General features: G+C 67.4%; 21 protein-coding genes. 14 read left to right on the top strand and 7 right to left on the bottom strand.

Going from position 1 to position 24,460, the window contains the following annotated elements; translation table 11 throughout:
- Entirely contained in the window at positions 1-1,563 is a 1,563-nt protein-coding gene (gene ilvA, locus ACSQ4M_RS12185) for a threonine ammonia-lyase, biosynthetic (RefSeq protein WP_436189787.1), read from the bottom strand.
- Between the two features lie 289 nt (positions 1,564-1,852).
- On the opposite strand from ilvA, the gene ACSQ4M_RS12190 reads away from it, so the two are divergent.
- On the top strand, positions 1,853-2,302 hold the full coding sequence (locus tag ACSQ4M_RS12190; protein WP_056672077.1) for an OsmC family protein: 450 nt from the start codon (positions 1,853-1,855) through the stop codon (positions 2,300-2,302).
- Between the two features lie 7 nt (positions 2,303-2,309).
- On the opposite strand, the gene coq7 is transcribed toward ACSQ4M_RS12190, so the two are convergent.
- A complete protein-coding gene (gene coq7, locus ACSQ4M_RS12195) occupies positions 2,310-2,927 on the bottom strand; it encodes a 2-polyprenyl-3-methyl-6-methoxy-1,4-benzoquinone monooxygenase (protein ID WP_436189788.1) in 618 nt (205 codons plus the stop codon).
- 274 nt (positions 2,928-3,201) lie between these two features.
- Between coq7 and ACSQ4M_RS12200 the strand changes: the two genes are divergently transcribed.
- The 9 genes from ACSQ4M_RS12200 (at position 3,202) to ACSQ4M_RS12240 (ending at position 13,585) form a co-directional block, all read left to right on the top strand.
- Positions 3,202-4,266, top strand: a complete 1,065-nt coding sequence (locus ACSQ4M_RS12200) for a porin (protein ID WP_436189789.1) — start codon at positions 3,202-3,204, stop codon at positions 4,264-4,266.
- 105 nt (positions 4,267-4,371) lie between these two features.
- On the top strand, positions 4,372-5,133 hold the full coding sequence (locus ACSQ4M_RS12205) for a DUF3047 domain-containing protein (RefSeq protein ID WP_436189790.1): 762 nt from the start codon (positions 4,372-4,374) through the stop codon (positions 5,131-5,133).
- Positions 5,134-5,209: 76 nt separating this feature from the next.
- Positions 5,210-6,787 carry an ABC transporter substrate-binding protein gene (locus tag ACSQ4M_RS12210; RefSeq protein ID WP_436189791.1) on the top strand — a complete coding sequence of 526 codons (1,578 nt, stop codon included), beginning with the start codon at positions 5,210-5,212 and terminating at the stop codon, positions 6,785-6,787.
- 56 nt (positions 6,788-6,843) lie between these two features.
- Entirely contained in the window at positions 6,844-7,824 is a 981-nt protein-coding gene (locus ACSQ4M_RS12215; protein ID WP_436189792.1) for an ABC transporter permease, read from the top strand.
- Positions 7,824-9,047 carry a M20 aminoacylase family protein gene (locus ACSQ4M_RS12220; RefSeq protein WP_436189793.1) on the top strand — a complete coding sequence of 408 codons (1,224 nt, stop codon included), beginning with the start codon at positions 7,824-7,826 and terminating at the stop codon, positions 9,045-9,047. The genes ACSQ4M_RS12215 and ACSQ4M_RS12220 overlap by 1 nt, the downstream gene beginning before the upstream one ends.
- 22 nt (positions 9,048-9,069) lie before the next feature.
- Positions 9,070-10,650, top strand: coding sequence for an ABC transporter substrate-binding protein (locus tag ACSQ4M_RS12225; protein WP_436189794.1), 1,581 nt, complete (start codon positions 9,070-9,072; stop codon positions 10,648-10,650).
- Positions 10,650-11,576, top strand: coding sequence for an ABC transporter permease (locus ACSQ4M_RS12230; protein ID WP_056672101.1), 927 nt, complete (start codon positions 10,650-10,652; stop codon positions 11,574-11,576). Before ACSQ4M_RS12225 ends, ACSQ4M_RS12230 begins: the two co-directional genes overlap by 1 nt.
- A gap of 33 nt (positions 11,577-11,609) precedes the next feature.
- Positions 11,610-12,578 carry an ABC transporter ATP-binding protein gene (locus ACSQ4M_RS12235; protein ID WP_436189795.1) on the top strand — a complete coding sequence of 323 codons (969 nt, stop codon included), beginning with the start codon at positions 11,610-11,612 and terminating at the stop codon, positions 12,576-12,578.
- Complete coding sequence (locus tag ACSQ4M_RS12240; RefSeq protein ID WP_436189796.1) at positions 12,575-13,585, top strand: ABC transporter ATP-binding protein; 1,011 nt, start codon at positions 12,575-12,577, stop codon at positions 13,583-13,585. The genes ACSQ4M_RS12235 and ACSQ4M_RS12240 overlap by 4 nt, the downstream gene beginning before the upstream one ends.
- 9 nt (positions 13,586-13,594) lie before the next feature.
- Here the strand turns inward: ACSQ4M_RS12240 and ACSQ4M_RS12245 are convergent, their stop codons facing one another.
- Entirely contained in the window at positions 13,595-14,443 is an 849-nt protein-coding gene (locus ACSQ4M_RS12245; protein WP_436189797.1) for a MurR/RpiR family transcriptional regulator, read from the bottom strand.
- Positions 14,444-14,632: 189 nt separating this feature from the next.
- Entirely contained in the window at positions 14,633-16,096 is a 1,464-nt protein-coding gene (gene zwf, locus ACSQ4M_RS12250; RefSeq protein ID WP_436189798.1) for a glucose-6-phosphate dehydrogenase, read from the bottom strand.
- Positions 16,097-16,245: 149 nt separating this feature from the next.
- On the opposite strand from zwf, the gene tal reads away from it, so the two are divergent.
- The 3 genes from tal to ACSQ4M_RS12265 are packed head-to-tail and all read left to right on the top strand — an operon-like array spanning position 16,246 to position 19,473.
- Entirely contained in the window at positions 16,246-17,193 is a 948-nt protein-coding gene (gene tal / locus ACSQ4M_RS12255; RefSeq protein WP_436189799.1) for a transaldolase, read from the top strand.
- Position 17,194: 1 nt separating this feature from the next.
- Positions 17,195-18,757, top strand: coding sequence for a glucose-6-phosphate isomerase (gene pgi, locus ACSQ4M_RS12260; protein WP_436189800.1), 1,563 nt, complete (start codon positions 17,195-17,197; stop codon positions 18,755-18,757).
- Between the two features lie 8 nt (positions 18,758-18,765).
- Positions 18,766-19,473: an FHA domain-containing protein gene (locus ACSQ4M_RS12265; protein WP_436189801.1), complete on the top strand. Its 708-nt coding sequence runs from the start codon at positions 18,766-18,768 to the stop codon at positions 19,471-19,473.
- Positions 19,474-19,561: 88 nt separating this feature from the next.
- Here the strand turns inward: ACSQ4M_RS12265 and groL are convergent, their stop codons facing one another.
- Both groL and groES read right to left on the bottom strand, forming a co-directional pair.
- Positions 19,562-21,211 (bottom strand): chaperonin GroEL, encoded by a 1,650-nt coding sequence (groL, locus tag ACSQ4M_RS12270; protein WP_436189802.1) that lies wholly within the window; start codon positions 21,209-21,211, stop codon positions 19,562-19,564.
- A gap of 50 nt (positions 21,212-21,261) precedes the next feature.
- Positions 21,262-21,552 carry a co-chaperone GroES gene (gene groES, locus ACSQ4M_RS12275; RefSeq protein WP_436189803.1) on the bottom strand — a complete coding sequence of 97 codons (291 nt, stop codon included), beginning with the start codon at positions 21,550-21,552 and terminating at the stop codon, positions 21,262-21,264.
- Positions 21,553-22,051: 499 nt separating this feature from the next.
- Between groES and ACSQ4M_RS12280 the strand changes: the two genes are divergently transcribed.
- Positions 22,052-22,312 (top strand): hypothetical protein, encoded by a 261-nt coding sequence (locus tag ACSQ4M_RS12280; RefSeq protein WP_436189804.1) that lies wholly within the window; start codon positions 22,052-22,054, stop codon positions 22,310-22,312.
- 29 nt (positions 22,313-22,341) lie between these two features.
- Here ACSQ4M_RS12280 and mrdA read toward each other — a convergent pair whose 3' ends face one another.
- Positions 22,342-24,234 carry a penicillin-binding protein 2 gene (gene mrdA / locus ACSQ4M_RS12285; protein WP_436194000.1) on the bottom strand — a complete coding sequence of 631 codons (1,893 nt, stop codon included), beginning with the start codon at positions 24,232-24,234 and terminating at the stop codon, positions 22,342-22,344.
- Positions 24,235-24,460: the final 226 nt, after the last annotated feature.

Below are 24,460 nucleotides of genomic sequence, written 5' to 3' on the forward strand. Positions count from 1 at the left end.
TCAGGCTTGGAGAAACAGGCGGTAGACCGGGTTGGCGGTCTCTTCCACCCAGGGATAGTCGAGCTGGTCCAGGAACTTGCCGAAGGCCTTGGCTTCGGTGGCCGGCACCTGCATGCCGACCAGGATGCGGCCGTAGTCCGCGCCCTGGTTGCGGTAGTGGAACAGGCTGATGTTCCAGTTCGGCTTCATGAGGCTCAGGAACTTGAGCAGCGCGCCGGGGCGCTCGGGGAAGGTGAAGCGCAGCAGGCGTTCGTCGCGCGCCAGTGCCGAGCGGCCGCCGACCATGTGGCGCACATGCTCCTTGGCCAACTCGTCGTGCGTGAGGTCGATGGCCTCGAAGCCGTTGCGCACGAAGCGCGTGGCCAGCTTGCTGGACTCGCCCTTGCCGTGCGTGGTCAGGCCCACGAACACATGGGCCTGGGCCGAGTCGCTGATGCGGTAGTTGAACTCGGTCACGTTGCGCGGGCCGCCGGGCAGCTGGCCGACCACCTCGCAGAAGCGGCGGAAGCTGCCGCGCTCCTCGGGGATGGTGACGGCGAACAGGGCTTCGCGCTCCTCGCCGACCTCGGCCCGCTCGGCCACGAAGCGCAGCCGGTCGAAGTTCATGTTGGCGCCGCACAGGATGGCGGCGTAGGTCTCACCGCGCGTCTTGTGGGTGGCCACGTACTGCTTGATCGCGGCCACGGCCAGCGCGCCGGCCGGCTCGACGATGCTGCGCGTGTCCACGAAGACGTCCTTGATGGCGGCGCAGACGGCGTCGGTGTCGACCAGCACGTAGTCGTCGACCAGGCCGCGCGCCACGCGGAAGGTCTCCTCGCCGACCAGCTTGACGGCCGTGCCGTCGGAGAATAGGCCCACGTCGTCCAGCGTCACGCGCTTGCCGGACGCGACGGACCGGGCCATCGCATCGGAGTCGGTCATCTGCACGCCGATGACCTTGGTCTCCGGGCGCACCGCCTTGATGTAGTTGGCCACGCCCGAGATCAGGCCGCCGCCGCCGATGGCGACGAACACCGCGTCCAGGTGTTGAATGCCTAGCCCTTGCAACTGGCGCAGGATCTCCATGGCGATGGTGCCCTGGCCGGCGATCACGTCCGGGTCGTCGAAGGGGTGGACGAAGGTCAGGCCCTCCTTCTTTTCGAGCTTGGCGGCGTGCTGGTAGGCATCGCTGTAACTCTCGCCGTGCAGCACGACTTCACCACCAAAGCCGCGCACGGCATCGATCTTCAGTTGCGGCGTGGTCGTCGGCATTACCACCACGGCCCGCGTGCCCAGCTTGCGGGCGCTCAACGCCACGCCCTGGGCGTGGTTGCCGGCCGAGGCGCAGATCACGCCCTTCTTCAACTGCGCTGGCGTCAGGTGCGCCATCTTGTTGTAGGCGCCGCGCAGCTTGAAGCTGAACACCGGCTGCTGGTCCTCGCGCTTGAGCAGCACGGTGTTGTGCAGGCGCTGGCTCAGTGCGCGGGCCGGCTCCAGCGCCGTTTCCGTGGCCACGTCGTAGACCCGGGCGGTCAGGATCTTCTTCAAATAGTCGGCGGGAGACAGGCGCTTGGTGGAGGGCATGGAATGGAGCGGGGCGTGCGATGCGGGGAGCGCGGATCATAGAGAACACCGCACCATGGTGTTTTGCGCCGCACAAAGAAAAAAGCCCCGAACCTTGCGGTTCGGGGCTAATCCACCTTTTCGGAGGGTGGAGGAGACAATCGGTGCGCCGACTTGCGACGCGATGGGTGAAGTATAGCGAGAATTTTGTGCGACGCAGCATTGCGTGACATGTCAGTGGTGAAATTTCGTGAAGAATTCGGCACTTTCGCAACGCTGTTTGGCCAGCACAACACAGGGGTACGTAGAGATGGAATGCACAGTGAGTTGGACCGGCGCCGCCGGCACGCAGTCCGGCATGGGGTTCGTGGCCGAGACCGGTAGCGGCCATGTGCTGGCGATGGACGGCGCGCCTGACGCGGCGCGGCCCGAGAACGGGGGGCGCAACCTGGCGCCGCGCCCCATGGAGACCGTGCTGGCCGGCGCGGGCGGCTGCACGGCCTACGACGTGGTGCTGATCCTCAAGCGTGGCCGGCACGACGTGCGCGGTTGCTCGGTCAAGCTCAGTGCCGAGCGGGCCGAGACCGACCCCAAGGTCTTCACGCGGATCCAGATGCACTTCACGGTCACCGGCAAGGATCTGCAAGCCGCGGCCGTGGAGCGGGCCATTGCCATGAGCCACGACAAGTACTGCTCGGCCACCATCATGCTTGGCAAGACGGCCGAGATCGTCACCAGCTTCGAACTGAAGGACGGCTGAGCGACCCTCAGATGCGGTGCGCGGTGGTCGTCATGACCTTCGCCGCCATGCGCATCAGGCCCTTGGCAGCGCGCGGGAGCGGAGCTGCGCCCGCGAGCGTTGCATCGTGGGCGTGGCGGAGTTCGTCGTCGCGCATCTGGGCCACGATGGCGCGCGATGCGTGGTCGTTTTCCGGCAGGCGGCTGAGATGTGAGCCCAGATGCTCGGCGACCTGCGTCTCGGTCTCGACCACGAAACCCAGGCTCACCTTGTCGCTGATCTTGCCGGCCACGAAGCCGAGCGCGAACGCGCCGGCGTACCAGACGGGATTGAGCAGCGAGGGCCGCGCGCCCAGTTCCTGCAGCCGCTCGGCGGTCCAGGCCAGGTGGTCGGTTTCCTCACGGCTCGCTTCCTCGAAATGGGCACGCAGCGCCGGATCCCGCGTGGCCAGGGCCTGGCCGGTGTAAAGCGCCTGGGCGCACACCTCGCCCACATGGTTGACGCGCATCAGCGCGCCCGACAACTGCTTCTCGCCCGCCTCCAGCGCCGTGGCCTGCGCGGGCAGGGTCGGGCATGGCCGGCTGGCGCGCGCTGGCACGAAGACCGTTCGGAGGGCGGCGTCGACGGTGCTGAGCAAGGTGTCCATGGTCGTGTTTGGGAAAACCCCAGTATAGGGATCGCCTGCGTGGCAGCGCACACACCCAGGGCTTTGTGATCGCTCGCCGATTGTTGTAATCAAGCGACGAAAAAGAGCCTTATTCGGCCTTTTCTTTTGCCCAAGGTCACCTGTTCTGGTGCAATACGCCCAACTTCCCAAAAGGAGGTTGGCCCGGGACTCCGGCGAGATCGAACAAAAGTGCTGAAGCACGACGCGGTCTCTTCGAACCGGAGCCCTCTGTTTAACCTTGGAGAATCTCGCAATGAAAAAGAGTCTGATCGCTTTGGCCGTGCTGGCTGCTTCCGGCGCCGCCATGGCTCAGTCGTCCGTCACCCTGTACGGCGTGCTGGACGTTGGCTTTGGTAAGGTCAAGGGCGAAAAGTGGGGCATGAACAACGGTGAAGGCTACGCCGGCAGTGGCGACGGCTTCAACAGCACGTCCGTGATCGGTTTCCGTGGTTCGGAAGACCTGGGCGGCGGCCTGAAGGCCAACTTCAACCTGCAAACCAGCGGTCTGGACCTGTCGAGCTCCGGCACCGGCCTGAACTTCGGCCGTGAAGCCTGGGTGGGCCTGGAAGGTGCTGGCTGGGGTGCGATCCAGCTCGGCCGCTCTTCGTCGGTCGCTGCCAAGGTGATGGGCGGTTACGACTTCAACGGCACGTCCTACTCTTCTGCCTATGACCGCGCCGGCATCAGTGCCGTGACTTGGTACGGTTCGTCGCGTCGCAGCAGCCAAGTGCAGTACGTGACCCCGAACTTCGGCGGCTTCACGCTGCGCGCTGGCTATACCGCCAAGGGGGACCAGACTGCTACCAGCAACTCCAGCGTGGGTCTGCTGGGCGCGTACGGCGAAGCCAAGGCCCAGTACAGCCTGGGCGCGACCTTCGCGAACGGCCCGCTGTCTGTCAGCGCAATGGCCGAATCCAAGGCTCAAGAAGGCATGCGCACCGCTTACGCCGTCGGCGCAAGCTACGATCTGAAGGTCGTGAAGCTGGCTGCTACCTACAACCGTCGTGAAACCGAAGGCGTAGATGGTTACAACACCATCGCCAACAACACCGGCCGTGGTGCAGGTGGCAAGGGCTGGACTCTGGCTGCCGTGGCTCCGTTTGGCCCCGCCAACGTGGGCGTCCAGTACGCTCGCAACACCGGTGCCGATATCAGCGCGGTCGAACTGTTCGCCAACTACGCACTGTCCAAGCGCACCCGCTTCTACGTCGATTTCGTGAAGACCTACGACCAGAACGGTGTTGCCGCTGTTGGCACCACGCCTGCTCGTCCCTCCGAGCCCTACGCCATCGGCCTGGGCGTCGTCCACACGTTCTGATCCAAAGGCTGCCTAGTGCAGCTTGACGATTGCAATGTATAAAGCCGCCGCGTCGCAAGACCGGCGGCTTTTTCGTACGTGCTGCTTTTGAAGGGATGTGGACCGATGCGCTTCGTGCTGGTGGCCCTGGTGGCAATTCAATTGCTGGGATGCGCATCCTGGCGATCGGAGCAGGATGAGCCGGTGGCGGTGGCAGCTATCGCTCAGACACCTTGGGCCATGGCGTCGTTGCCGCAAGTGGACGGCAAGCCATGGCAACGCCTGCCGTTGCCCGGAAAGCGCGAGACGCAATTCGACCCGGTGCGAGCCGATGGCCGTGCGGCCTTGGCCGTGACCGCAGATGCCTCGGCCAGCATGGTGCGCAGACAGGTGCATGTGCCGGCGGACGCCTTGGGCCAGCTGTCGTTCTCCTGGAAAGTGCCGGCCCTGATCGCCGGTGCCGACATGGCTGCGCGCGATGCGGACGATGCACCTGTGCGCCTGGTGCTGGCCTTCGAGGGCGACCGCAGCCGCTTCTCCGCCAAGAATGCGATGCTCTCCGAACTGGCGCGTGCACTCACCGGCGAGGAGATGCCCTACGCCACGCTGATGTATGTGTGGTGCAACAGCCGCGCGCCGGGCAGCGTGATCATGAATCCACGCACCGACCGCATCCGCAAGATCGTGGTGGAGTCGGGCTCCGACGGCCTGGGCCAGTGGCGCGACTACGAACGCGATGTGCGTGCCGATTTCGTGCGGGCCTTCGGAGAAGAGCCCGGCGCGCTGGTCGCGGTGGGCATCATGACGGACTCCGACAACACCGGCAGCCACGTGCGGGCCTGGTATGGCCCGCTGAACCTGCACCGGAGCATGGCCGCCGCTCCCTGAACGCATGGGGAAACTCCGGGCGCCCGGCCTGGCCCGCTTGTTGCATAGTGGAATCTCCTTCTTCGAGAGCCTGCCCATGCAAAAGATCGCCTTGTTCTGTACCGGTGCATTCGTCGCGTTGACCCTCGGGACCGCTGCGCACGCCAAGACCTTCAAATGGTCCAGCGCCAGCGACATCCCCACGATGGACATCCATTCGCAGAACAACGCGCTGGGCAATGGCGTGCATGCGTCGATGTACGACTCGCTGGTCTACTACAACAGCAAGACCTTCAAGCCCGAAGCGCAACTCGCCACCGAGTGGAAGCAGGTCAGCCCGACGCAGGTGCGCTTCTTCTTGCGCAAGGGCGTGAAGTTCAGCGATGGCTCGCCATTCACAGCCGACGACGTGGTGTTCTCGCTCACGCGCGCCATGGCCAAGACTTCCAACTACGCGGTCTACGCCCAGGGCATCGACAAGGTGGTCAAGGTCGATGACACCACCGTCGACGTGATGCTCAAGGCGCCCACGCCCACGCTGGTCAACCAGCTGACCGAGCTGCGCATCATGAGCCGCGCGTGGGCCGAGAAGAACAAGTCCGTCGAGCCCAAGGACATCAAGACCCAGGACGAAACCTTCGCGCACCGCAACGCCATGGGCACCGGCCCCTACATGCTCAAGGAGTGGCAGCCCGACCAGCGCATGGTGCTGGTGGCCAACCCGCACTACTGGGGCAAGAATCCCAGCAACGTGACCGAGATCGTCTACACGCCCATCAAGGCCCAGGCCACGCGCCTGGCGGCGCTGCTCTCGGGCGAGACCGATTTCGTGCTCGATCCCAGTCCGCAGGACCTGGGCCGGCTGCGCAGCAATGCCGACATGAAGGTCATGGACGGCGTGGAGAACCGCACTCTGTTTCTGGGCATGGACCAGTTCCGCGACGAACTGGTGGGCTCCAGCGTCAAGGGCAAGAACCCGCTCAAGGACCTGCGCGTGCGCAAGGCGCTGTACCAGGCCATCGACATCGGCGCCATCCAGCGCGTGACGCTGCGCGGCCTGGGCGAGAGCACCGGCACGCTGGTCTCGCCGCAGGTCAACGGCTGGACCAAGAAGGCCGACGTGCGCTGGCCCTACGACGCCAAGGCCGCGCAGAAGCTGCTGGCCGATGCCGGCTACCCGCAGGGCTTCGAGGTCGATTTCGCCTGTCCCAACAACCGCTACATCAACGACGAGGCGGTCTGCCAGGCCATCACCGCCATGTGGGCGCGCGTGGGCGTCAAGGCCAAGCTGCGCACCCTGCCGCTGGTCACCTACTTCCCGATGATCCAGCGCTACGAGGCCAGCATCTACATGCTGGGCTGGGGCGTGCCGACCTTCGATGCGCTGTACAGCCTGCAATCGCTGGTGCGCTCCGTCGGTGCGGGCGGCGACGGCAACTACAACGTGGGCCGCTACTCCAACCCGCAGATGGACGCCCTGGTGGAGCGCGTGAAGGTCGAGACCGACCTCAAGAACCGCAACGAACTCATCGAGAAGGCGCTGATCCTCTCGCACGAGGATGTCTCGCACCTGCCGCTGTACAACCAGGTCATCCCCTGGGCCATGAGGAAGAACATCGAGGTCGTGCACCGCGCCGACAACCGCCTCGACTGGCGCCTGATCAAGGTCAACTGATCTCGCGGGCCTGACGGCGCGCAAGCTGCGCCGCCGGGCTCCAGGAGCCTCAACCGATGTTTGCATTCATCTTGCGCCGGCTGCTGCAGGCCGTGGTGGTGATGGTGGCCGTGGCCTTCATCGCCTTCCTGCTGTTCCAGTACGTGGGCGACCCTGTCGTGTTCCTGCTCGGGCAGGACGCCACGCCCGACCAGATCCGCGAACTGCGCGAGGCCCTGGGCCTGGACCGCCCGTTCATCGTGCAGTTCTGGCACTTCCTCTACAACGCGGCGCAGGGCGAGTTCGGCCTGTCGTTGCGCCAGGGGGCCAAGGTGTCGCGGCTGATCGCCGAGCGCTTCCCGGCCACGCTGGAGCTGGCGCTGGTCGCCGCGCTGATCGCGCTGCTGGTCGGCGTGCCCGCCGGTGTCTACGCCGCGCTGCGCCGCGGCAGCTTCATGAGCCAGGTGCTGATGACGCTGTCGCTGCTGGGGGTGTCGTTGCCGACCTTCCTGATCGGCATCTTGCTGATCCTGGTGTTCGCGGTCTGGCTGGGCTGGTTCCCGAGCTTCGGGCGCGGCGAGACGGTGCAGCTCGGCTGGTGGAGCACCGGCCTGCTGACCCCCAAGGGCTGGCACCACATCATGCTGCCGGCCATCACGCTGGCGATCTTCCAGCTCACGCTGATCCTGCGCCTGGTGCGCGCCGAGATGCTGGAGGTGCTGCGCACGGACTACATCAAGTTCGCGCGCGCCCGCGGCCTGTCGGACCGCGCCATCCACTTCGGCCATGCGCTCAAGAACACGCTGGTGCCGGTGATCACGATCACCGGCCTGCAGCTGGGCACGCTGATCGCGTTCTCCATCATCACCGAGACGGTGTTCCAGTGGCCCGGCATGGGTCTGCTGTTCATCCAGGCCGTGACCTTCGCGGACATCCCGGTCATGGCCGCCTATCTGTGCCTGATCGCGCTGATCTTCGTGACGATCAACCTCATCGTCGACCTGCTGTACTTCGCGGTCGATCCGCGGCTGCGCCTCGGCAAATCGGGGGGGCACTGATGCTGGCGCCCGTGCTGCGCGCCGGGGGGCGGGCCTTCGCCCACATCGCGCAATTCCATCCCGAACTGACGGCGCTGCGGCGTGACCTGCACACGCACCCGGAGCTGGGCTTCGAGGAGTACTACACGGCGGCCCGCGTGGCCGATGCGCTGCGCTTGTGCGGGGTGGACGAGGTCCACACCGGCATCGCCAAGACCGGCGTGGTGGGCCTGGTGCACGGGCGCAGCACGGCCAGCGGGCGGTCGATCGGCTTGCGCGCCGACTTGGATGCGCTGCCCATGGCCGAGCAGGGCGAGCGCGACTGGCGCTCTGCGCGCAGCGGCCTCATGCACGGCTGCGGCCATGATGGCCACACCGCCATGCTGGTCGGCGCCGCGCGCTACCTGGCCGAGACCCGCAACTTCGACGGCACCGCGGTGCTGATCTTCCAGCCGGGCGAAGAAGGCTTCGCCGGCGCGCGGGCCATGGTGGACGACGGCCTGTTCGACCGCTTCCCCGTGCAGGCCGTGTTCGCCATGCACAACTGGCCGGCCATGGCGCCCGGCACCATCGGCCTGAACAGCGGCGCCATGATGGCCGCGGCCGACCGCGTGACGATCCGCGTGATCGGCAAGGGCGGCCATGGTGCCCACCCCTACCAGACCGTGGACCCGGTGCTGGTGGCTGCGCACATCATCACGGCGGCGCAGAGCATCGTCTCGCGCAACACCCGGCCCGTCGACGCAGCGGTGCTGAGCCTGTGCGCCATGCACGCGGGCGACCTCGGCGCGATGAGCGTGGTGCCCGGCGAAGCCACGCTGGTCGGCACCGTGCGTACCTTCGATGCCAATGTGCAGGCGCTCGTGGAACGGCGCCTGTCCGAGCTGTGCAGCGCCGTCGCCCAGGGCTTCGGCGCCCAGGCCGAGGTGCGGTTCGAGCGCATCTACCCGGCCACCATCAACCACCGGGCGCAGGCCCTGTTCGCTGGCGACGTGGCCGAGCGCCTGGTCGGTCCGGAGCGGCTGGTGCGCGACATGGAGCCGAGCATGGGGGCCGAGGATTTTTCCTTCATGCTGCAAGCCAGGCCAGGCGCCTACCTGCGCATCGGCCAGGGCGCGCCCGATGGCTGCCATCTGCACAACAGCCGCTACGACTTCAACGACGACATCCTGCCCCTGGGCGCGGCGCTGCATGCCGGCCTCGTCGAGCAAGGCATGCCGCTGACCGCGTCCACCCCCACCTGAGTCTTTCACCGGAGCCAACGCCATGACCACCAAGCCCCGCCTCGCCGCCTTGACCGCGTCCCTGCTGCTGGCCGCATGCCTCTCGGCCCAGGCCGTGACGCTGCGCATCGCCAACCAGGGCGATGCCACTTCGCTCGACCCGCACTCGCTGCAGGAGTCGCTGCAGCTCACCGTGACCGGCAACGTCTACGAGCCACTGGTCACGCGCGGCGCCGACTTCAAGCTCACCGCCGCTCTGGCCACCGATTGGAAGCAGACGGCGCCCACGGTCTGGCGCTTCAACCTGCGCAAGAACGTGCAGTTCCATGACGGCACGCCGTTCACGGCCGACGACGTGATCTTCAGCTACGACCGCGCACGCGGCGAGGGCTCGGATATCAAGAGCTACGTGGGGCAGATCAAGCAGATCAACAAGATCGACGACCACACCATCGACATCGTCACCTCCCAGCCGTTCCCGATCCTGCCCGACCTCATCACCAACTGGTACATCATGAGCAAGAAATGGTGCGAGGCCAACCAGGCCACGCGCCCGGTGGACCGGCGCAAGGGCATCGAGAACGCCGCCTCGTTCCGGACCAACGGCACCGGCCCGTTCCGCGCGCGCGAGCGCCAGCCCAACGTGCGCTCGGTGTTCACGCGCAGCCCCAACTACTGGGGCAAGCTCGACAGCAACGTGGACGAGGTGATCTTCAACGTGGTGGGCAACGATGCCACGCGCGTGGCGGCCCTGCTGTCGGGCGAAGTGGACGTGATGGAGCCCGTGCCCGTGCAGGACGTCGAGCGCATCAAGCGCGATGGCAAGGCCAACGTGCTGCAGGGCCCCGAGCTGCGCGTGATCTTCCTGGGCATGGACCAGAAACGCGACGAGCTGCAGTTCTCCAACATCAAGGGCAAGAACCCGTTCAAGGACAAGCGCGTGCGCCAGGCCTTCTACCAGGCCATCGACATCGAGGCGATCCGCACACGCGTGATGCGCAACTCGGCCATTCCGGTGGCGCTCATGATCCCGCCGCAGGTGCGCGGCTACGCCAAGGATCTGGACAAGCGTCTGCCCTACGACACCGAGGCGGCCAAGAAGCTGATGGCCGAGGCGGGCTATCCGAATGGCTTCGAGGTCAAGATGAACTGCCCGAACGACCGCTACGTCAACGACAGCGACATCTGCCAGGCGGTGGCGGCCAACCTCGCGCGCATCGGCGTGAAGATCAACCTGGAGGCCGAGACCAAGGCCAGCTACTTCCCCAAGATCCTGCGCCGCGACACCAGCTTCTACATGCTGGGCTGGGTGGCCAGCACCGTGGACGTGCACAACGTGCTGTTCCCCGTCATGGGCACGCCGGGCGAGGGCGGCCGCGGCCAGTTCAACCTGGGCGCCTACAGCAATCCCAAGCTCGACGCGCTGACCGACCAGATCGCCTCGGAGGTCGACGACGGCAAGCGCATGGCCATGATCCACGAGGCCATGAAGCTGCACCAGGACGACATCGGCCACATCCCGCTGCACCAGCAGACCCTGAACTGGGCCGTGCGCAAGGGTGTCACGGTGGTGCAGCTGCCGGACAACTTCATGCCCTGGAAGTTCATTCAGGTCGGCAAGTGATGCAGGCCGCAACACACGGCGGCTGGTTCCAGCGCGCCTGGGACAGCGATGTCGGCCACAGCTTCCGCACCTCGCCCACGGCGATCGTCGCGGGTGCCGTGGCCCTGGTGTGCATCTTCTGCGCCTTCTTCGCCCCCTGGGTTGCGCCGCACAACCCGTTCGACCTGGCCACGCTGGAGCTCAGCGACGCGCGGCTGCCGCCGGCCTGGCAGGCCGAGGGCACGTCCAAGTACCTGCTGGGCACGGACGACCAGGGGCGCGACATCCTCTCGGCGCTGATGTATGGCGCGCGCATTTCGCTGGTGGTGGGTCTGGCCTCGGTGCTGCTGTCCCTGCTGGTCGGCGTGAGCCTGGGCCTCTTGGCCGGCTTCAAGGGCGGCTGGGTCGACGCCGCGCTGATGCGCCTGTGCGACGTGATGCTGTCGTTCCCGGCCATCCTCGTGGCCCTGCTGATCGCCGGCGTGGGCCGCGCGCTGTTTCCCAACGCGCACGAAGGCCTGGCCTTCGGCGTGCTGATCATCTCGATCTCGCTGACCGGCTGGGTGCAGTACGCGCGCACGGTGCGCGGCTCCACGCTAGTTGAGCGCAACAAGGAGTATGTGCAGGCGGCCCGCGTCACCGGCGTTTCGCCGCTGCGCATCATGCGCCGCCATGTGCTGCCCAACGTGACCGGGCCGGTCATGGTGCTGGCCACCATCCAGGTGGCAACGGCCATCATCACCGAGGCCACGCTGTCCTTCCTGGGCGTGGGGGCGCCGCCGACATCGCCCTCGCTGGGCACGCTGATCCGCGTGGGCAACGACTACCTGTTCTCCGGCGAATGGTGGATCACGCTGTTCCCGGGCCTGATGCTGGTGCTGATCGCGCTCAGCGTGAACCTCCTGGGCGATTGGCTGCGCGACGCGCTCAATCCCCGCCTGCGCTGACCTGCGCCCATCGCGAGCCACAAGCCAGCCTCCATGTCCCTGCTAGAAGTCCAGAACCTGGTCGTCGAATTTCCCAGCCGGCGCGGCACGCTGCGCGCGCTGGACGACATCTCCTTCTCCATTGCACCCGGCGAGATCCTGGGCGTGGTGGGCGAATCCGGCGCCGGCAAATCGCTGACGGGCGCGTCCATCATCGGCCTCTTGGAGCCGCCCGGGCGCATCGCCAGCGGGCAGATCCTGCTGGAAGGCCAGCGCATCGACAACCTCGACCACGAGGCCATGCGGCGCATCCGTGGCCGGCGCATCGGGGCCATCTTTCAGGACCCGCTGACCTCGCTGAACCCGCTGTACTCGGTGGGGCGCCAGCTCACCGAGACCATCCAGGCGCACCTGCCCGTGAGCAACGCCGAGGCACGCCAGCGCGCCATCGGCCTGCTGCAGGACACCGGCATCCCGGCGGCCGAGCAGCGCATCGACCACTACCCGCACCAGTTCTCGGGCGGCATGCGCCAGCGCGTGGTCATCGCGCTGGCGCTGGCGGCCGAGCCCAAGCTCATCGTGGCCGACGAACCCACCACGGCGCTGGACGTGTCCATCCAGGCGCAGATCATCCAGCTGCTCAAGCGCGTGTGCCAGCAGCACGGCGCGGCCGTGATGCTGATCACGCACGACATGGGCGTGATCGCCGAGACCTGCGACCGCGTGGCCGTGATGTACGCCGGCCGCATCGCCGAGATCGGCCCTGTGCACGCCGTCATCAACCACCCGGCCCATCCGTACTCCGACGGCCTCATGGCCGCGATCCCCGACATCACCGTCGACCGCGAGATGCTCAACCAGATCGATGGCGCCATGCCGCGTCTCAATGCCATTCCCACAGGCTGCGCCTTCAACCCGCGCTGCCCCAAGGTGTTCGACCGCTGCAAGGTGGAGCGGCCCGAACTCATGGATGCCGGCGCCAGCCGCGCGGCCTGCTGGCTGCACGCCGGGGGGGCGCGATGAGCGCGCTGGTCCAGGCGCACGACCTGGCCAAGGTCTTCGACGTCTCGCCGCCCTGGCTCAACCGCGTGATCGAGCGCAAGCCCAAGGCCTTGTTGCACGCGGTCGACGGTGTGAGCTTCTCGATCGAGAAGGGCAAGACGCTGGCACTGGTCGGCGAATCGGGCTGTGGCAAGAGCACGGTCGCGCGCCTGCTGGTCGGCCTGTACGCGCCCACGCGCGGCGGGCTCACCTTCGACGGGCAGGATGCGCATGCCGCGTTCAAGGCATCCGAAGGCCGCGCCGGCAGCGAAGGGGCAGCCCTGCGCCGGCGCATCCAGATGATCTTCCAGGACCCCTACGCGAGCCTGAATCCGCGCTGGGTGGTGGAGGACATCATCGCCGAGCCCTTGCTGGAGCACGGGCTCATCCATGACAAGGAGGGCCGCCGCGCCCGCGTGGGCGAGTTGCTGCAGTCCGTCGGCCTGTCGCCGCTGGACATGGCCAAGTACCCGCACCAGTTCTCGGGCGGCCAGCGCCAGCGCATCTCGATCGCGCGCGCGCTGGCCACGCAGCCCGATTTCCTGGTCTGCGACGAGCCGACTTCGGCGCTGGACGTGAGCGTGCAGGCCCAGGTGCTCAACATCATGAAGACGCTGCAGCGCAGCAGAGGCCTGACCTACCTGTTCATCTCGCACAACCTCGCGGTGGTGCGGCATGTGAGCGACGAGGTCGGCGTGATGTACCTGGGCCGCCTGGTCGAGCTGGCCGACAAGCACAGCCTGTTCGCCGAGCCGCGCCACCCCTACACGCGCATGCTGCTCGATGCGATCCCCAAGATGCACGACACCGGCCGCGCCCGCACGCCGGTGCAGGGCGAGGTGCCCAACCCGCTCAACCCGCCGACCGGGTGCAGTTTCCATCCACGCTGCCCGCACGCCAACGCGCGCTGCAAGGCCGAGCGACCGCTGATGCAGAAGATCGGTGGCGTGACCGTGGCCTGCCACGCGGTGGAGGAAGGCCGCATCTGAGGCTGCGCTTCAGGTGTAGCGCTTGCTCCGCAGGTTGTCCTTGATGTCCTGCAGCAGCGGTTGCAGGCGCGCGCCGCCGATGCGCAGCGCCACGCAGGTGGCCAGGATGTCGATCACCATGAGGTGCAGCAGCCGCGACACCATGGGGCTGTAGCGGTCGTAGCCCTCGGGGTGGTCGGCGGCCAGGTGGATCTGGCCAGCGGCGGCCAGCGGCGAGCCGCTGGCCGTCAGCACGATGGTGGTGGCGCCCTTGCGCTGCGCGATGTCGCAGGCGTCCATGAGGTCGCGCGTGCGGCCCGAGTTGGAGATCACCACCACGCAGTCGCCCGGCCGCAGCATCGAGGCGGCCATCACCTGCATGTGGCCGTCGCTGTAGCTGATCGCGTTGACACCCAGGCGGAAGAACTTGTGCTGCGCATCCTGCGCCACGATGCCGGAGTTGCCGGCGCCGTAGAACTCCACGCGGCGGCCGGTCTGGTGCGTCGCGGCCAGGGCCGTGGCGGCTTTCTCGATGGCGGCCACGCCGGCGTCGTTGCGGTACTTGAGGAAGGCCGCCACCGTGTTGTCGATGACCTTGACCATCACGTCGCCGGTCTTGTCGTCCATGTCGACCGCGCGGTGGATGAAGGGCACGCCTTCGCTCACGCTGCCGGCCAGCTTGAGCTTGAAGTCCACCAGCCCGTCGTAGCCCACGCTGCGGCAAAAGCGCACCACGGTGGGCTTGCTGACGTGCGCCATCTCCGCCAATTCGCCGACCGGCAGCGAGGCGAAGGCGCGCGGGTCGTTCAGCACGAGCTTGGCAACCCGCTGCTCGGCGGGCGCCAGCGAGGGCAGGCAGGCGCGGATGCGCTCGAGCATCTCAGCGGCCAAAGGCGTGGCGCGCCGACCGCAGTGTGTGAACGTGGCGTGCGAGCCGCGGTCCCGGAGGCCGCGGAGCAGGCCATGCGAGTGCACCCGCGGGGCCGGCTCTGCCGGACCGCCGGGTGCGCCCCTGGAGGGGGATCGGCCGGCCACACGCAGTGGGCATGGCCAAACGGGGTGGGCGTGTCACGCTTCCTCGCTCCAGTAGAAGCCGTCTCTGGCGATCATGGCGCTCGATGCGCTGGGCCCCCAGGTGCCGGCGGCGTAGCTGCGCGGCGGGCGGCTCTCGTTCTTCCAGTACTCCAGGATGGGCTCGACCCAGCGCCAGGCCGCCTCCTGCTCGTCGCTGCGCACGAACAGGTTGAGCCGGCCGTCCAGCACGTCGAGCAGCAGCCGCTCGTAGGCGCCCACGCGCTCGCTGCCGAAGCGCTTGTCGAAGTCCAGGTCGGCCTGCACCGGTGCCAGCTGCTCGGCGCTGCCGCTGCGCTTGCGGCTGCCCTGGCCCTGGGCCATCAGGTGCAGCTCCAGCCCGTCCTTGGGCTGCAGGTTGATGACCAGCCGGTTGAAGCTGCCCTGCGGTGTGTCGTAGATCGCATGCGGCGTGGGCTTGAAGTTGACCTCGATGCGCGCATCGCGCGAGGACAGCCGTTTGCCGGTGCGGATGTAGAAGGGCACGCCGGCCCAGCGCCAGTTCTCGATTTCGGTGCGCAGCGCGACGAAGGTCTCGGTGCGGCTGTCCGGGTCCACGCCCGGCTCCTCCAGGTAGCCCGGCACGCGCGCGCCATAGGCCGTGCCGGCGGTGTATTGGCCACGCACGGTGTGCAGGCCCAGCGTTTCCGGGTTCCAGCGCTTGAGCGAGCGCAGCACCTTGAGCTTCTCGTCGCGGATGGCGTCGGCATGGGCATTGATGGGCGGCTCCATGGCGATCGCGCAGACCAGCTGCAGCGCATGGTTCTGCACCATGTCGCGCAGCGCACCGGTCTGGTCGTAGAAGGCGCCGCGCTTTTCCACGCCCAGGTCTTCGGCTATCGTGATCTGGATGTTGGCGATGTACTCGCGGCGCCAGATGGGCTCGAACAGCGCATTGCCGAAGCGCATCGCGAACAGGTTCTGCACCGAGGGCTTGCCCAGGTAGTGGTCGATGCGGAACACCTGGTTCTCGGCCAGCACGCGGCCCACTGCCTGGTTGATCGCGCGGTTGGAGGCCAGGTCGTGGCCGAGCGGCTTTTCCAGCACCACGCGCGTCTTGGGCCCGTTGAGCCTGGCTGCGGCGATCTGCTCGACCACCTGCGTGAACAGGGCGGGCGCCGTTGCCACGTACATCACGAGCGAATCGGCATCGCGCGCGAGCAGCTTCTCGGCCAGCGCCGCGAAGTCCTGCGGCTTGGACAGGTCCACGCGCTGGTAGTGCAGCAGCTCGGCGAAGCGCCTGAACTCCTCGTCGTTGGGGCGTTTGTCGCCCTCCACGGCGTCGAAGCGCGAGCGGATCAGCGCGCGGTAGTCGTCGTCGCTGAGGTCGTCGCGGGCCACGCCGATGATGCGGCCATGGGCCGGCAGGGTGCCGTGGCGGAACGACTGGAACAGGGCGGGCATCAGCTTGCGCCAGGCCAGATCGCCGGTGCCGCCGAACAGTACAAGGTCGAAGCTCATGGTTGTTACATGAAAAGGTGGGTGGGACTGTAACTTAGTTTCATGGTCGGGCATACTCACCAGCGCTGCGCAATGCGGCCTTTGCTGACCTGGCCCTGCTTGTGCTTGCCGTATCCTCGCTCCACCTTGCAATAGTCTTGCCATTCGCCATGAACCAACTCGATGCCCTCAAGGCGCTCACGACCGTCGTCGCCGACACCGGTGACTTCAAGCAGCTCGGCGCCTTCAAGCCCACCGACGCCACGACCAACCCCTCGCTGATCCTCAAGGCCGTGCAGTTGCCCGACTACGCGCCGCTGCTCCAGGACGCCGTGGCGCGCTTTCGCGGCAAGGCCTTGGACGAGGTCATGGACCGGCTGCTGGTGCGTTTCGGTTGCGAGATCCTGGCCATCATCCCGGGCCGCGTGTCCACCGAGGTCGATGCCCGCCTGAGCTTCGACACCGCCGCCACCGTGGCCCGCGGCGAGCGCCTGATCGCGCTGTACGCGGCCGAAGGCATCGCCAAGGAGCGCGTGCTGATCAAGGTGGCTTCCACCTGGGAAGGCATCCAGGCGGCCGCCGAACTCGAGAAGAAGGGCATCCGCACCAACCTCACGCTGCTGTTCTCGTTCTGCCAGGCCGTGGCCTGCGGCACCGCCAAGGTGCAGCTGATCTCGCCCTTCGTGGGCCGCATCTACGACTGGTACAAGAAGTCCGCGGGCAGCGCCTGGGACGAGGCCGCCAGCAGCGGCGCCAACGATCCCGGCGTGCGTTCGGTGCGCCAGATCTACGAGTACTACAAGCGTTTCGGCATCGCCACCGAGGTCATGGGCGCGAGCTTTCGCAACACCGGCCAGATCACCGCGCTGGCCGGCTGCGACCTGCTGACCATCAGCCCCGACCTGCTGGCCAAGCTGGCCGCCAGCGACGAGCCGCTCGCACGGGCACTGGATGCCGAGGCTGCGTGCCAGCTCGACCTCGCGCCCGTGCAGTACGACGAGGCCGGCTTCCGCTTCGCGTTGAACGAGGACGCCATGGCCACCGAGAAGCTGGCCGAGGGCATCCGCGCGTTCGCTGTGGACGCGGTCAAGCTCGAGAAGCTCATGCAGGCGGCCTGACATGGGCTGGGCCGACCGACCGCGCTGCGACCAACTGCCCGCCTGGGGCCAGCTGCGGGCACTGAGCCAGGCGCTCAAGACCGGCTACGACGTGCGGGTCGCGCTGGCCAGCGATGCTGGCCGTGTGCAGCGCTTCAGCCAGCAGGCACCCGAGGTGTTCGCCGACCTGTCCAAGAACTGGATCGATGCGGGCATCGAGAACGCGCTCTTCGACCTGGCCGAGCAAGCCGGCGTGGCGGCGCACCGCGATGCGATGTTCGCGGGCGAGTCCATCAACAACACCGAGCAGCGCGCCGTGCTGCACACGCTGCTGCGCGCGCCAGCCGGCACGCCGCAGGCTGCGCCCGCCTGGGACGCGGCCCTGTCCGAGGTGCACCAGACGCTCGACGCCATGCTGGCCTATGCCGAGCAGGTGCGCGCGGACAGCCGCATCACCGACATCGTCAACATCGGCATCGGCGGCTCCGACCTCGGCCCGCAGATGGTGGTGCGTGCGCTGGACGCCTACGCCGCTCCCGGGCGGCGCCTGCATTTCGTCAGCAACGTGGACGGCCACGAGCTCGATGCCGTGCTGCGCCGCCTGAAGCCCGAAAGCAGCCTGTTCCTCATCGCGTCGAAGACCTTCACCACGGCCGAGACCATGGCCAACGCACGCTCTGCGCTGGCCTGGTTCCAGCGCGAGGGCGGCACCGAAGTGGCGCGGCACTTCACCGCGCTGTCGAGCAACGTGGAGGCTGCACGCGCCTTCGGCATCGCCAACATCTTCGGTTTCTGGGACTGGGTGGGCGGGCGCTACTCGCTGTGGTCGGCCATCGGCCTGCCGATCGCGATCGCCATCGGCGCCGAGCGCTTCCGCGAACTGCTGGCCGGCGCCCACGCCATGGACCGGCATTTCCGCGATGCGCCGCTCCAGGCCAACCTGCCGGTGCGCCTGGGCCTGCTGGACGTCTGGTACCGCAACTTCCTGGGTTTCACGAGCCGCAGCATCGCGCCTTACCACAGCGCGCTCGCGCGCTTGCCGGCCTACCTGCAGCAGCTGGAGATGGAGAGCAACGGCAAGCGCGTGGACCGCCACGGCGGCGCGCTGCCCTACGGCACCTCGCCGGTGCTGTGGGGCGAGCCCGGCACCAATGGCCAGCACGCCTATTTCCAGATGCTGCACCAGGGTACGGACGTGGTGCCGGTCGAATTCGTCGCCGTGCGCGAGGCCACCCACAGCCTGCCAGGCCACCAGAGCGCGCTGCTGGCCAATGCGCTGGCCCAGGCCCAGGCTCTGATGCAGGGCAAGCCCGATGCCGGCGGCCACCGCGACTTTCCGGGCAACCGGCCCAGCAGTTTCCTGCTGCTGCAACAACTCACGCCGCGCAGCCTGGGCGCGCTGATCGCGCTGCAGGAGCACCGCGTGTTCACCAGCGGCTCGGTCTGGGGCATCAACAGCTTCGACCAGTGGGGCGTGGAGCTGGGCAAGGTGCTGGCCAAGGACATCGAGCCGCGCCTGGCCAGTGGCGATGCCAGCGGGCTGGACGCTTCCACCGCCGGCCTGCTGCAACGCCTGCGCGCTTGAGAACCGCCATGCCGGCACTGCGCTTGTCCATCGAAGGTTCGGCCGATCCCGGGGTCGTGTTCGGCCCGCAGGGCGGCACGCTGGGCCGGGCCTCACAGAACACCCTGGTGCTCAGCGATGCCGAGCGTTCGGTCTCGCGCCTGCATGCGCGCGTGGAATGGCGGCCCACCGGCTTCGTGCTGGTCAACATGGGCCTGAACACCATCATCCACAACGGCGGCCTGCTGGCCACGGCCGAGGAGGCCGCGCTGACCGCAGGCGACGTGCTGCGCATCGGCCGCTTCTCCTTGCTGGTGTCCGACGCGGGCGAGCACGAGCTGGCCCCGGGCGACGAGGAGGCCTTGTTCGACGACATGACCGGCGAGCCGCTGTCCCGGCATGTACCGCCCTGGCCCGATCTCGCGCTGTTCGACGACTCCTCGGCCGGTTTCGTCGCATCGGGCATGAGCGCGCCGCCGCAGGCCGGCCCGGCCCAGGGCACGGTGGGCGAACTGCTGCAGGGCATGGGTTGTGGCGCCGCCCCGCTGCCGGCCACGGTCACGGCGCAGCAGGCCGGCCAGTTCATGCGAAGTGCCATCGAAGACACGCTGCGCACCTGGATCCCGCACTGTTCGCCGGCCGTGCAGCAGGCCTGGTTCACGAGCTTCGAGGAAGCCCTGGCCCGCGTGAGCCAGGCCCAGGCGCGCGTCGGGCAGCGCGACAGTTCCGTCGGCTGAGCAGCACGCAGAACGAAAAAAGCCCCGCAGCTTGCGCCGCGGGGCTTTTTCTTGGCTGGTGCGGCCTGGCGGCCACACCGGGCAGGCATTACATGCCCATGTCGCCCATGCCACCCATGCCACCCATGCCACCAGGCATGCCACCGGCAGGAGCGTCGTCCTTCGGTGCTTCGGCGATCATGGCTTCGGTCGTCAGCATCAGCGAGGACACGGAAGCCGCGTTTTGCAGCGCCGTACGGGTCACCTTGGTCGGGTCCAGGATGCCCATCTCGATCATGTCGCCGTAGCTGTCGTTGGCAGCGTTGAAGCCGTAGTTGCCCTTGCCGTTCAGCACTTCGTTGACGACGACGGAGGCTTCGCCACCGGCGTTGTAGACGATTTCGCGCAGGGGGGCTTCGATGGCCTTGAGCACCAGCTTGATGCCGGCGTCTTGGTCAGCGTTGTCGCCCTTGATGGTGCCAGCGGCTTGCTTGGCGCGCAGCAGCGCGACGCCGCCACCAGCCACGATGCCTTCTTCGACGGCAGCACGGGTGGCGTGCAGCGCGTCTTCGACGCGGGCCTTCTTTTCCTTCATTTCGACTTCGGTGGCAGCGCCAACCTTGATCACGGCAACACCGCCGGCCAGCTTGGCCACGCGCTCCTGCAGCTTTTCACGGTCGTAGTCGCTGGTCGCTTCTTCGATCTGCACGCGCACTTGCTTGACGCGGGCTTCGATGTCGGCAGCGGCACCGGCGCCATCGATGATGGTGGTGTTTTCCTTGCCCACTTCGATGCGCTTGGCCTGGCCCAGATCGGCCAGCGTGACCTTCTCCAGCGTCAGGCCGACTTCTTCAGCGATGACCTTGCCGCCCGTCAGGATGGCGATGTCTTCCAGCATGGCCTTGCGGCGGTCGCCGAAGCCAGGAGCCTTGACAGCCACGACCTTCAGGATGCCGCGGATGGTGTTGACCACCAGGGTCGCCAGCGCTTCGCCGTCGACTTCTTCGGCAATGATCAGCAGCGGACGGCCGGCCTTGGCGACGGCTTCCAGCGTGGGCAGCAGTTCGCGGATGTTGCTGATCTTCTTGTCGAACAGCAGCACGAAGGGGTTGTCCAACAGCGCGGCTTGCTTTTCCGGGTTGTTGATGAAGTAGGGCGACAGGTAGCCGCGGTCGAATTGCATGCCTTCGACGACGTCCAGCTCGTTGTCCAGGCTCTTGCCGTCTTCGACGGTGATGACGCCTTCCTTGCCGACCTTGTCCATCGCGTCAGCGATGATCTTGCCGATGGATTCGTCGCTGTTGGCCGAGATGGAGCCGACTTGCGCGATTTCCTTGGAGGTCGTGGTGGCCTTGGAGGCCTTCTTCAGCTCGACGATCAGGGCTGCGACAGCCTTGTCGATGCCGCGCTTCAGGTCCATCGGGTTCATGCCGGCGGCCACGTACTTCATGCCTTCGCGCACGATGGCCTGGGCCAGGACCGTTGCGGTCGTGGTGCCGTCGCCAGCGTTGTCGGAGGTCTTGGAAGCGACTTCCTTGACCATCTGGGCGCCCATGTTCTGGAGCTTGTCCTTCAGTTCGACTTCCTTGGCCACGGACACGCCGTCCTTGGTCACGGTGGGGGCGCCGAACGAGCGCTCCAGAACCACGTTGCGGCCCTTGGGGCCCAGGGTGACCTTGACCGCGTTGGCCAGGATGTTCACGCCTTCGACCATGCGGGCGCGGGCTTCACCGCCGAAAATGACGTCTTTAGCTGCCATGTGTAATTCTCCGGATTCGATTCAGTAAGAGGGTGCGAGGCGAGAAGAACTTACTTCTCGACGACTGCGAACAGGTCGTCTTCCTTCATCACCAGCAGTTCGTCGCCATCGACCTTGACGGTCTGGCCCGAGTACTTGCCGAACAGCACGCGGTCGCCGACCTTGACGTTCGGTTCGATACGCTTGCCGTTGTCGTCCAGCTTGCCCGGACCCACGGCCAGGATCTCGCCTTGGTCAGGCTTCTCGGCGGCGCTGTCGGGGATCACGATGCCCGAGGCGGTCTTGGTTTCGCTGTCAATGCGCTTGACGATCACGCGATCGGCCAAAGGACGAAGTTTCAATTGCATCTCCTGAAGAGCGTTGGAAAGGGGGCAGCCGGCGGCTGCTGGTCTGAAAAACGTGGGGTTGAATGCAGTGTTAGCACTCATCCCCAGCGAGTGCTAATCATAAGGGCGAATCGTGGCGGTTCAAGTGGTGGGGGAAAAAACTGCTGCGGATGCGGCACGGCGTCGCCCGCCACATGGCAGGCGGCGGCGCAGGCCTCGCCAGGCCAGTGCATGGGCGGGCCGGCAGCACGGCCGCGGCCAGCCGGCGCCAACCACCCGCGTCCTCTGGGGGCTTGCCGGAGCTGTCACACGACTCCCTTATGCTGGCCCCAGGCGTGACTGCTTCTGGTTCCACGGGTTGCGTGGCTGTCGGAGAACAGATCTCTCCCGCTCGCCCGGAGCGAAACCCGGGCGCCATCTTTCCCTGGCCTGCTGCGCAGGACAGGCTACCGTGCGGCACCGGCGGCGCGCACGCCGGTTCAGACTGCACACCAACCTCCATCGGGAGATCGCCATGAACGTTCGAGACAAGCTGCACGAACTGGGCATCTACGTTCCCGAGGGAGCGCACCGCTACCGTTTGGGCAAGGGCTGCCTCGAATGGCTGCGGGCCGACCATGTCGACGGCGCGGCCGCCCTGTTCCGCATGCCTGTCACGCGCGACCAGTACGAGTCGATGCTGGGGGCCGGGCTGCTCTGCACCGTGGACCGCGTGGTGGAGTCGCCGTATGTCGCGCCGCAGGCCGTGGCGCACGCGCACGAGGCGGTGCAGTAGGTCCGCCCGGCGTCCGCCCGGCGCCAGCCTCAGTGCACTTCTTCCGCCCGCTCGCTGCGGTGCGGGTCCAGCCAGTAGTCGAACACCCGCCGCGCGATCGGTGCCGCTGCCGCCGCGCCCCAGCCCGCGTTCTCGACGATGACAGCCAGGGCGATCTGCGGTGCCTGCACCGGCGCGAAGGCCGCGAACAAGGAATGGTCGCGCTGGTGCTCTTCCATCGCGCGGGCGTTGTACTTGGCCCCCTGGCGCAGCGTGACGGCCTGGGCCGTGCCGGTCTTGCCGGCCGCGCTGTAGGCCGCGCCTGCGAACACCTGCTTGCCGGTACCTTCCTTGATCACGGCGACGAGGCCGTCGCGCACCACGTCGACGTTGCGCGGGGCGAAGTGCAGGTCTTCGCCGGGCGGCTGCGGCTGCGGCGTGATCTGGCCGCTGGACAGGTCCTGCAGCGCGCGCACCAGGTGCGGCTGGTGCTTGATGCCACCCGCGGCCAGCGTGGCTTCGGCCACCGCCAGCTGCAGCATGGTGAAGTTGTTGTAGCCCTGGCCGATGCCCAGCGAGACGGTCTCGCCCGGGAACCAGCGGCCCTGGTCGGCGCGCTTGTAGGCCTGGCGTTTCCAGTCCATGCTGGGCAGCACGCCACGCACCTCGCCCGGCAGATCGATGCCCGTGATCTGGCCGAAGCCCAGCGGTGCCATGAAGTCGTGGATGGCGTCCACGCCCATGTCCACGGCCAGCGAGAAGAAATAGGTGTTGGACGAATGCTGGATCGCACGCCGCATGTCCACGGCGCCCAGGTTGCCCTCGGGGCTGCCGAAGCGGCGCCCGCCGTAGTTGAAGTAGCCCGGGTCGTTGACGATGTCGCGCGCGCCGCGCACGCCCTGCTGCAGCGCCGCCAACGCCATGAAGGGCTTGTAGGTCGAGCCGGGTGGGTAGGTGCCGCGCAGCGCACGGTTGAGCAGCGGCTTGTCGATGGACTCGCTGAGCTCCTGCCAGCTGTCCTGGTCGATGCCCTCGACGAAGGCGTTCGGATCGAAGGTCGGCTTGGACACCATGGCCAGCACCTCGCCGTTGCGCGGGTCGATGGCCACGAGCGCGCCGCGGCGTTCGCCGAACAGGTCTTCGACGAGCTTTTGCAGCTGGATGTCCAGCGTCAGCATCACCGTGTTGCCCGCGCTCGCGCGGTGGCTGCTGAGCTCGCGCACGGCACGGCCGCTGGCTGCGGTCTCCAGAACGTCCACGCCGGTCTGGCCGTGCAGCTGCTTTTCGTAGCTCTGCTCGATGCCGAGCTTGCCGATGTGGTCGGTGCCGCGGTAGTTGGCCTGCTCGTCCTCGTCCCAGTCTTCCATCGCGGCCTTCTCGCGCTGGTTGATGCGGCCGATGTAGCCCAGCACGTGGCTGCCGGTCTCGCCCAGCGGGTACTGCCGGAACAGCCGCGCATTGATCTCCACGCCCGGGAAACGGTAGTGCTGCGCGGCGAAGCGCGCCACCTCTTCGTCCGTCAGGCGGCTGCGGATGGGCAGCGACTCGAAGCTGCGCGCGTCCTCGCGCATGCGCTTGAAGCGGCGGCGGTCGCGCGGCGCGATGTCCACCACCTCGGCCAGGCGGTCGATGGTCTCCTCGACGTTGCCGGCCTTGGACGGTGTGATCTCCAGTGTGTAGGCCGAGTAGTTGGAGGCCAGCACCACACCGTTGCGGTCCAGGATCTGGCCGCGCTGGGGCACGACGGGCACGATGGCCGTGCGGTTGCCCTCGGCCTGTGCGGCCAGGTCTTCGTGCCGCGCAATCTGCAGGTGCACGAGGCGCGCGCCCAGCATGCCGAAGGCGCACAGCACGATGGCGCCGGCCACCAGCACGCGTGTTCTGAAGCGCGCCAGGTTGTGGGCCACGTCGGGGATTTCCGGGGTCGGCGCGTGGGTGGCCATCTGCCGCCATCGGCGGGTCGCGGGCAGGGGGCCCAGGGGGAACTTCATGGGGGGGGATCGGCGCGGTTCGGAGAGGGCGGCGCAGCGCAGCGGCGCGCGGGCCGGGGCGGATTATGCAAAGCCGCCAAAACCTGGGTGGCGCCCTCGGATTCCGGGCTGGCGCGGGCACCGGGCGACTGTTGCGCGGGAATAGAGGAAAATCAAGGGCTTACGTGAGAGCGCCTGC

It is taken from the genome of Pseudorhodoferax sp. LjRoot39 (assembly GCF_964253035.1).
In the GTDB taxonomy this organism is placed as follows: Bacteria; Pseudomonadota; Gammaproteobacteria; order Burkholderiales; family Burkholderiaceae_C; genus Pseudorhodoferax.

Excerpts from the sequence above, each read along its gene's own strand:
- zwf (WP_436189798.1), bottom strand. The coding sequence starts at position 16,096 with ATGAGCTTCGACCTTGTACTGTTCGGCGGCACCGGCGATCTGGCCTGG.
- ACSQ4M_RS12230 (WP_056672101.1), top strand. The coding sequence starts at position 10,650 with ATGCAGGCCGCAACACACGGCGGCTGGTTCCAGCGCGCCTGGGACAGC.
- ACSQ4M_RS12240 (WP_436189796.1), top strand. The coding sequence starts at position 12,575 with ATGAGCGCGCTGGTCCAGGCGCACGACCTGGCCAAGGTCTTCGACGTC.
- ACSQ4M_RS12210 (WP_436189791.1), top strand. The coding sequence starts at position 5,210 with ATGCAAAAGATCGCCTTGTTCTGTACCGGTGCATTCGTCGCGTTGACC.
- ACSQ4M_RS12225 (WP_436189794.1), top strand. The coding sequence starts at position 9,070 with ATGACCACCAAGCCCCGCCTCGCCGCCTTGACCGCGTCCCTGCTGCTG.
- pgi (WP_436189800.1), top strand. The coding sequence starts at position 17,195 with ATGGGCTGGGCCGACCGACCGCGCTGCGACCAACTGCCCGCCTGGGGC.
- ACSQ4M_RS12245 (WP_436189797.1), bottom strand. The coding sequence starts at position 14,443 with ATGCTCGAGCGCATCCGCGCCTGCCTGCCCTCGCTGGCGCCCGCCGAG.
- ilvA (WP_436189787.1), bottom strand. The coding sequence starts at position 1,563 with ATGCCCTCCACCAAGCGCCTGTCTCCCGCCGACTATTTGAAGAAGATC.
- ACSQ4M_RS12215 (WP_436189792.1), top strand. The coding sequence starts at position 6,844 with ATGTTTGCATTCATCTTGCGCCGGCTGCTGCAGGCCGTGGTGGTGATG.
- tal (WP_436189799.1), top strand. The coding sequence starts at position 16,246 with ATGAACCAACTCGATGCCCTCAAGGCGCTCACGACCGTCGTCGCCGAC.
- ACSQ4M_RS12220 (WP_436189793.1), top strand. The coding sequence starts at position 7,824 with ATGCTGGCGCCCGTGCTGCGCGCCGGGGGGCGGGCCTTCGCCCACATC.
- ACSQ4M_RS12205 (WP_436189790.1), top strand. The coding sequence starts at position 4,372 with ATGCGCTTCGTGCTGGTGGCCCTGGTGGCAATTCAATTGCTGGGATGC.
- ACSQ4M_RS12200 (WP_436189789.1), top strand. The coding sequence starts at position 3,202 with ATGAAAAAGAGTCTGATCGCTTTGGCCGTGCTGGCTGCTTCCGGCGCC.
- mrdA (WP_436194000.1), bottom strand. The coding sequence starts at position 24,234 with ATGGCCACCCACGCGCCGACCCCGGAAATCCCCGACGTGGCCCACAAC.
- ACSQ4M_RS12265 (WP_436189801.1), top strand. The coding sequence starts at position 18,766 with ATGCCGGCACTGCGCTTGTCCATCGAAGGTTCGGCCGATCCCGGGGTC.
- coq7 (WP_436189788.1), bottom strand. The coding sequence starts at position 2,927 with ATGGACACCTTGCTCAGCACCGTCGACGCCGCCCTCCGAACGGTCTTC.
- ACSQ4M_RS12280 (WP_436189804.1), top strand. The coding sequence starts at position 22,052 with ATGAACGTTCGAGACAAGCTGCACGAACTGGGCATCTACGTTCCCGAG.
- ACSQ4M_RS12190 (WP_056672077.1), top strand. The coding sequence starts at position 1,853 with ATGGAATGCACAGTGAGTTGGACCGGCGCCGCCGGCACGCAGTCCGGC.
- ACSQ4M_RS12235 (WP_436189795.1), top strand. The coding sequence starts at position 11,610 with ATGTCCCTGCTAGAAGTCCAGAACCTGGTCGTCGAATTTCCCAGCCGG.
- groL (WP_436189802.1), bottom strand. The coding sequence starts at position 21,211 with ATGGCAGCTAAAGACGTCATTTTCGGCGGTGAAGCCCGCGCCCGCATG.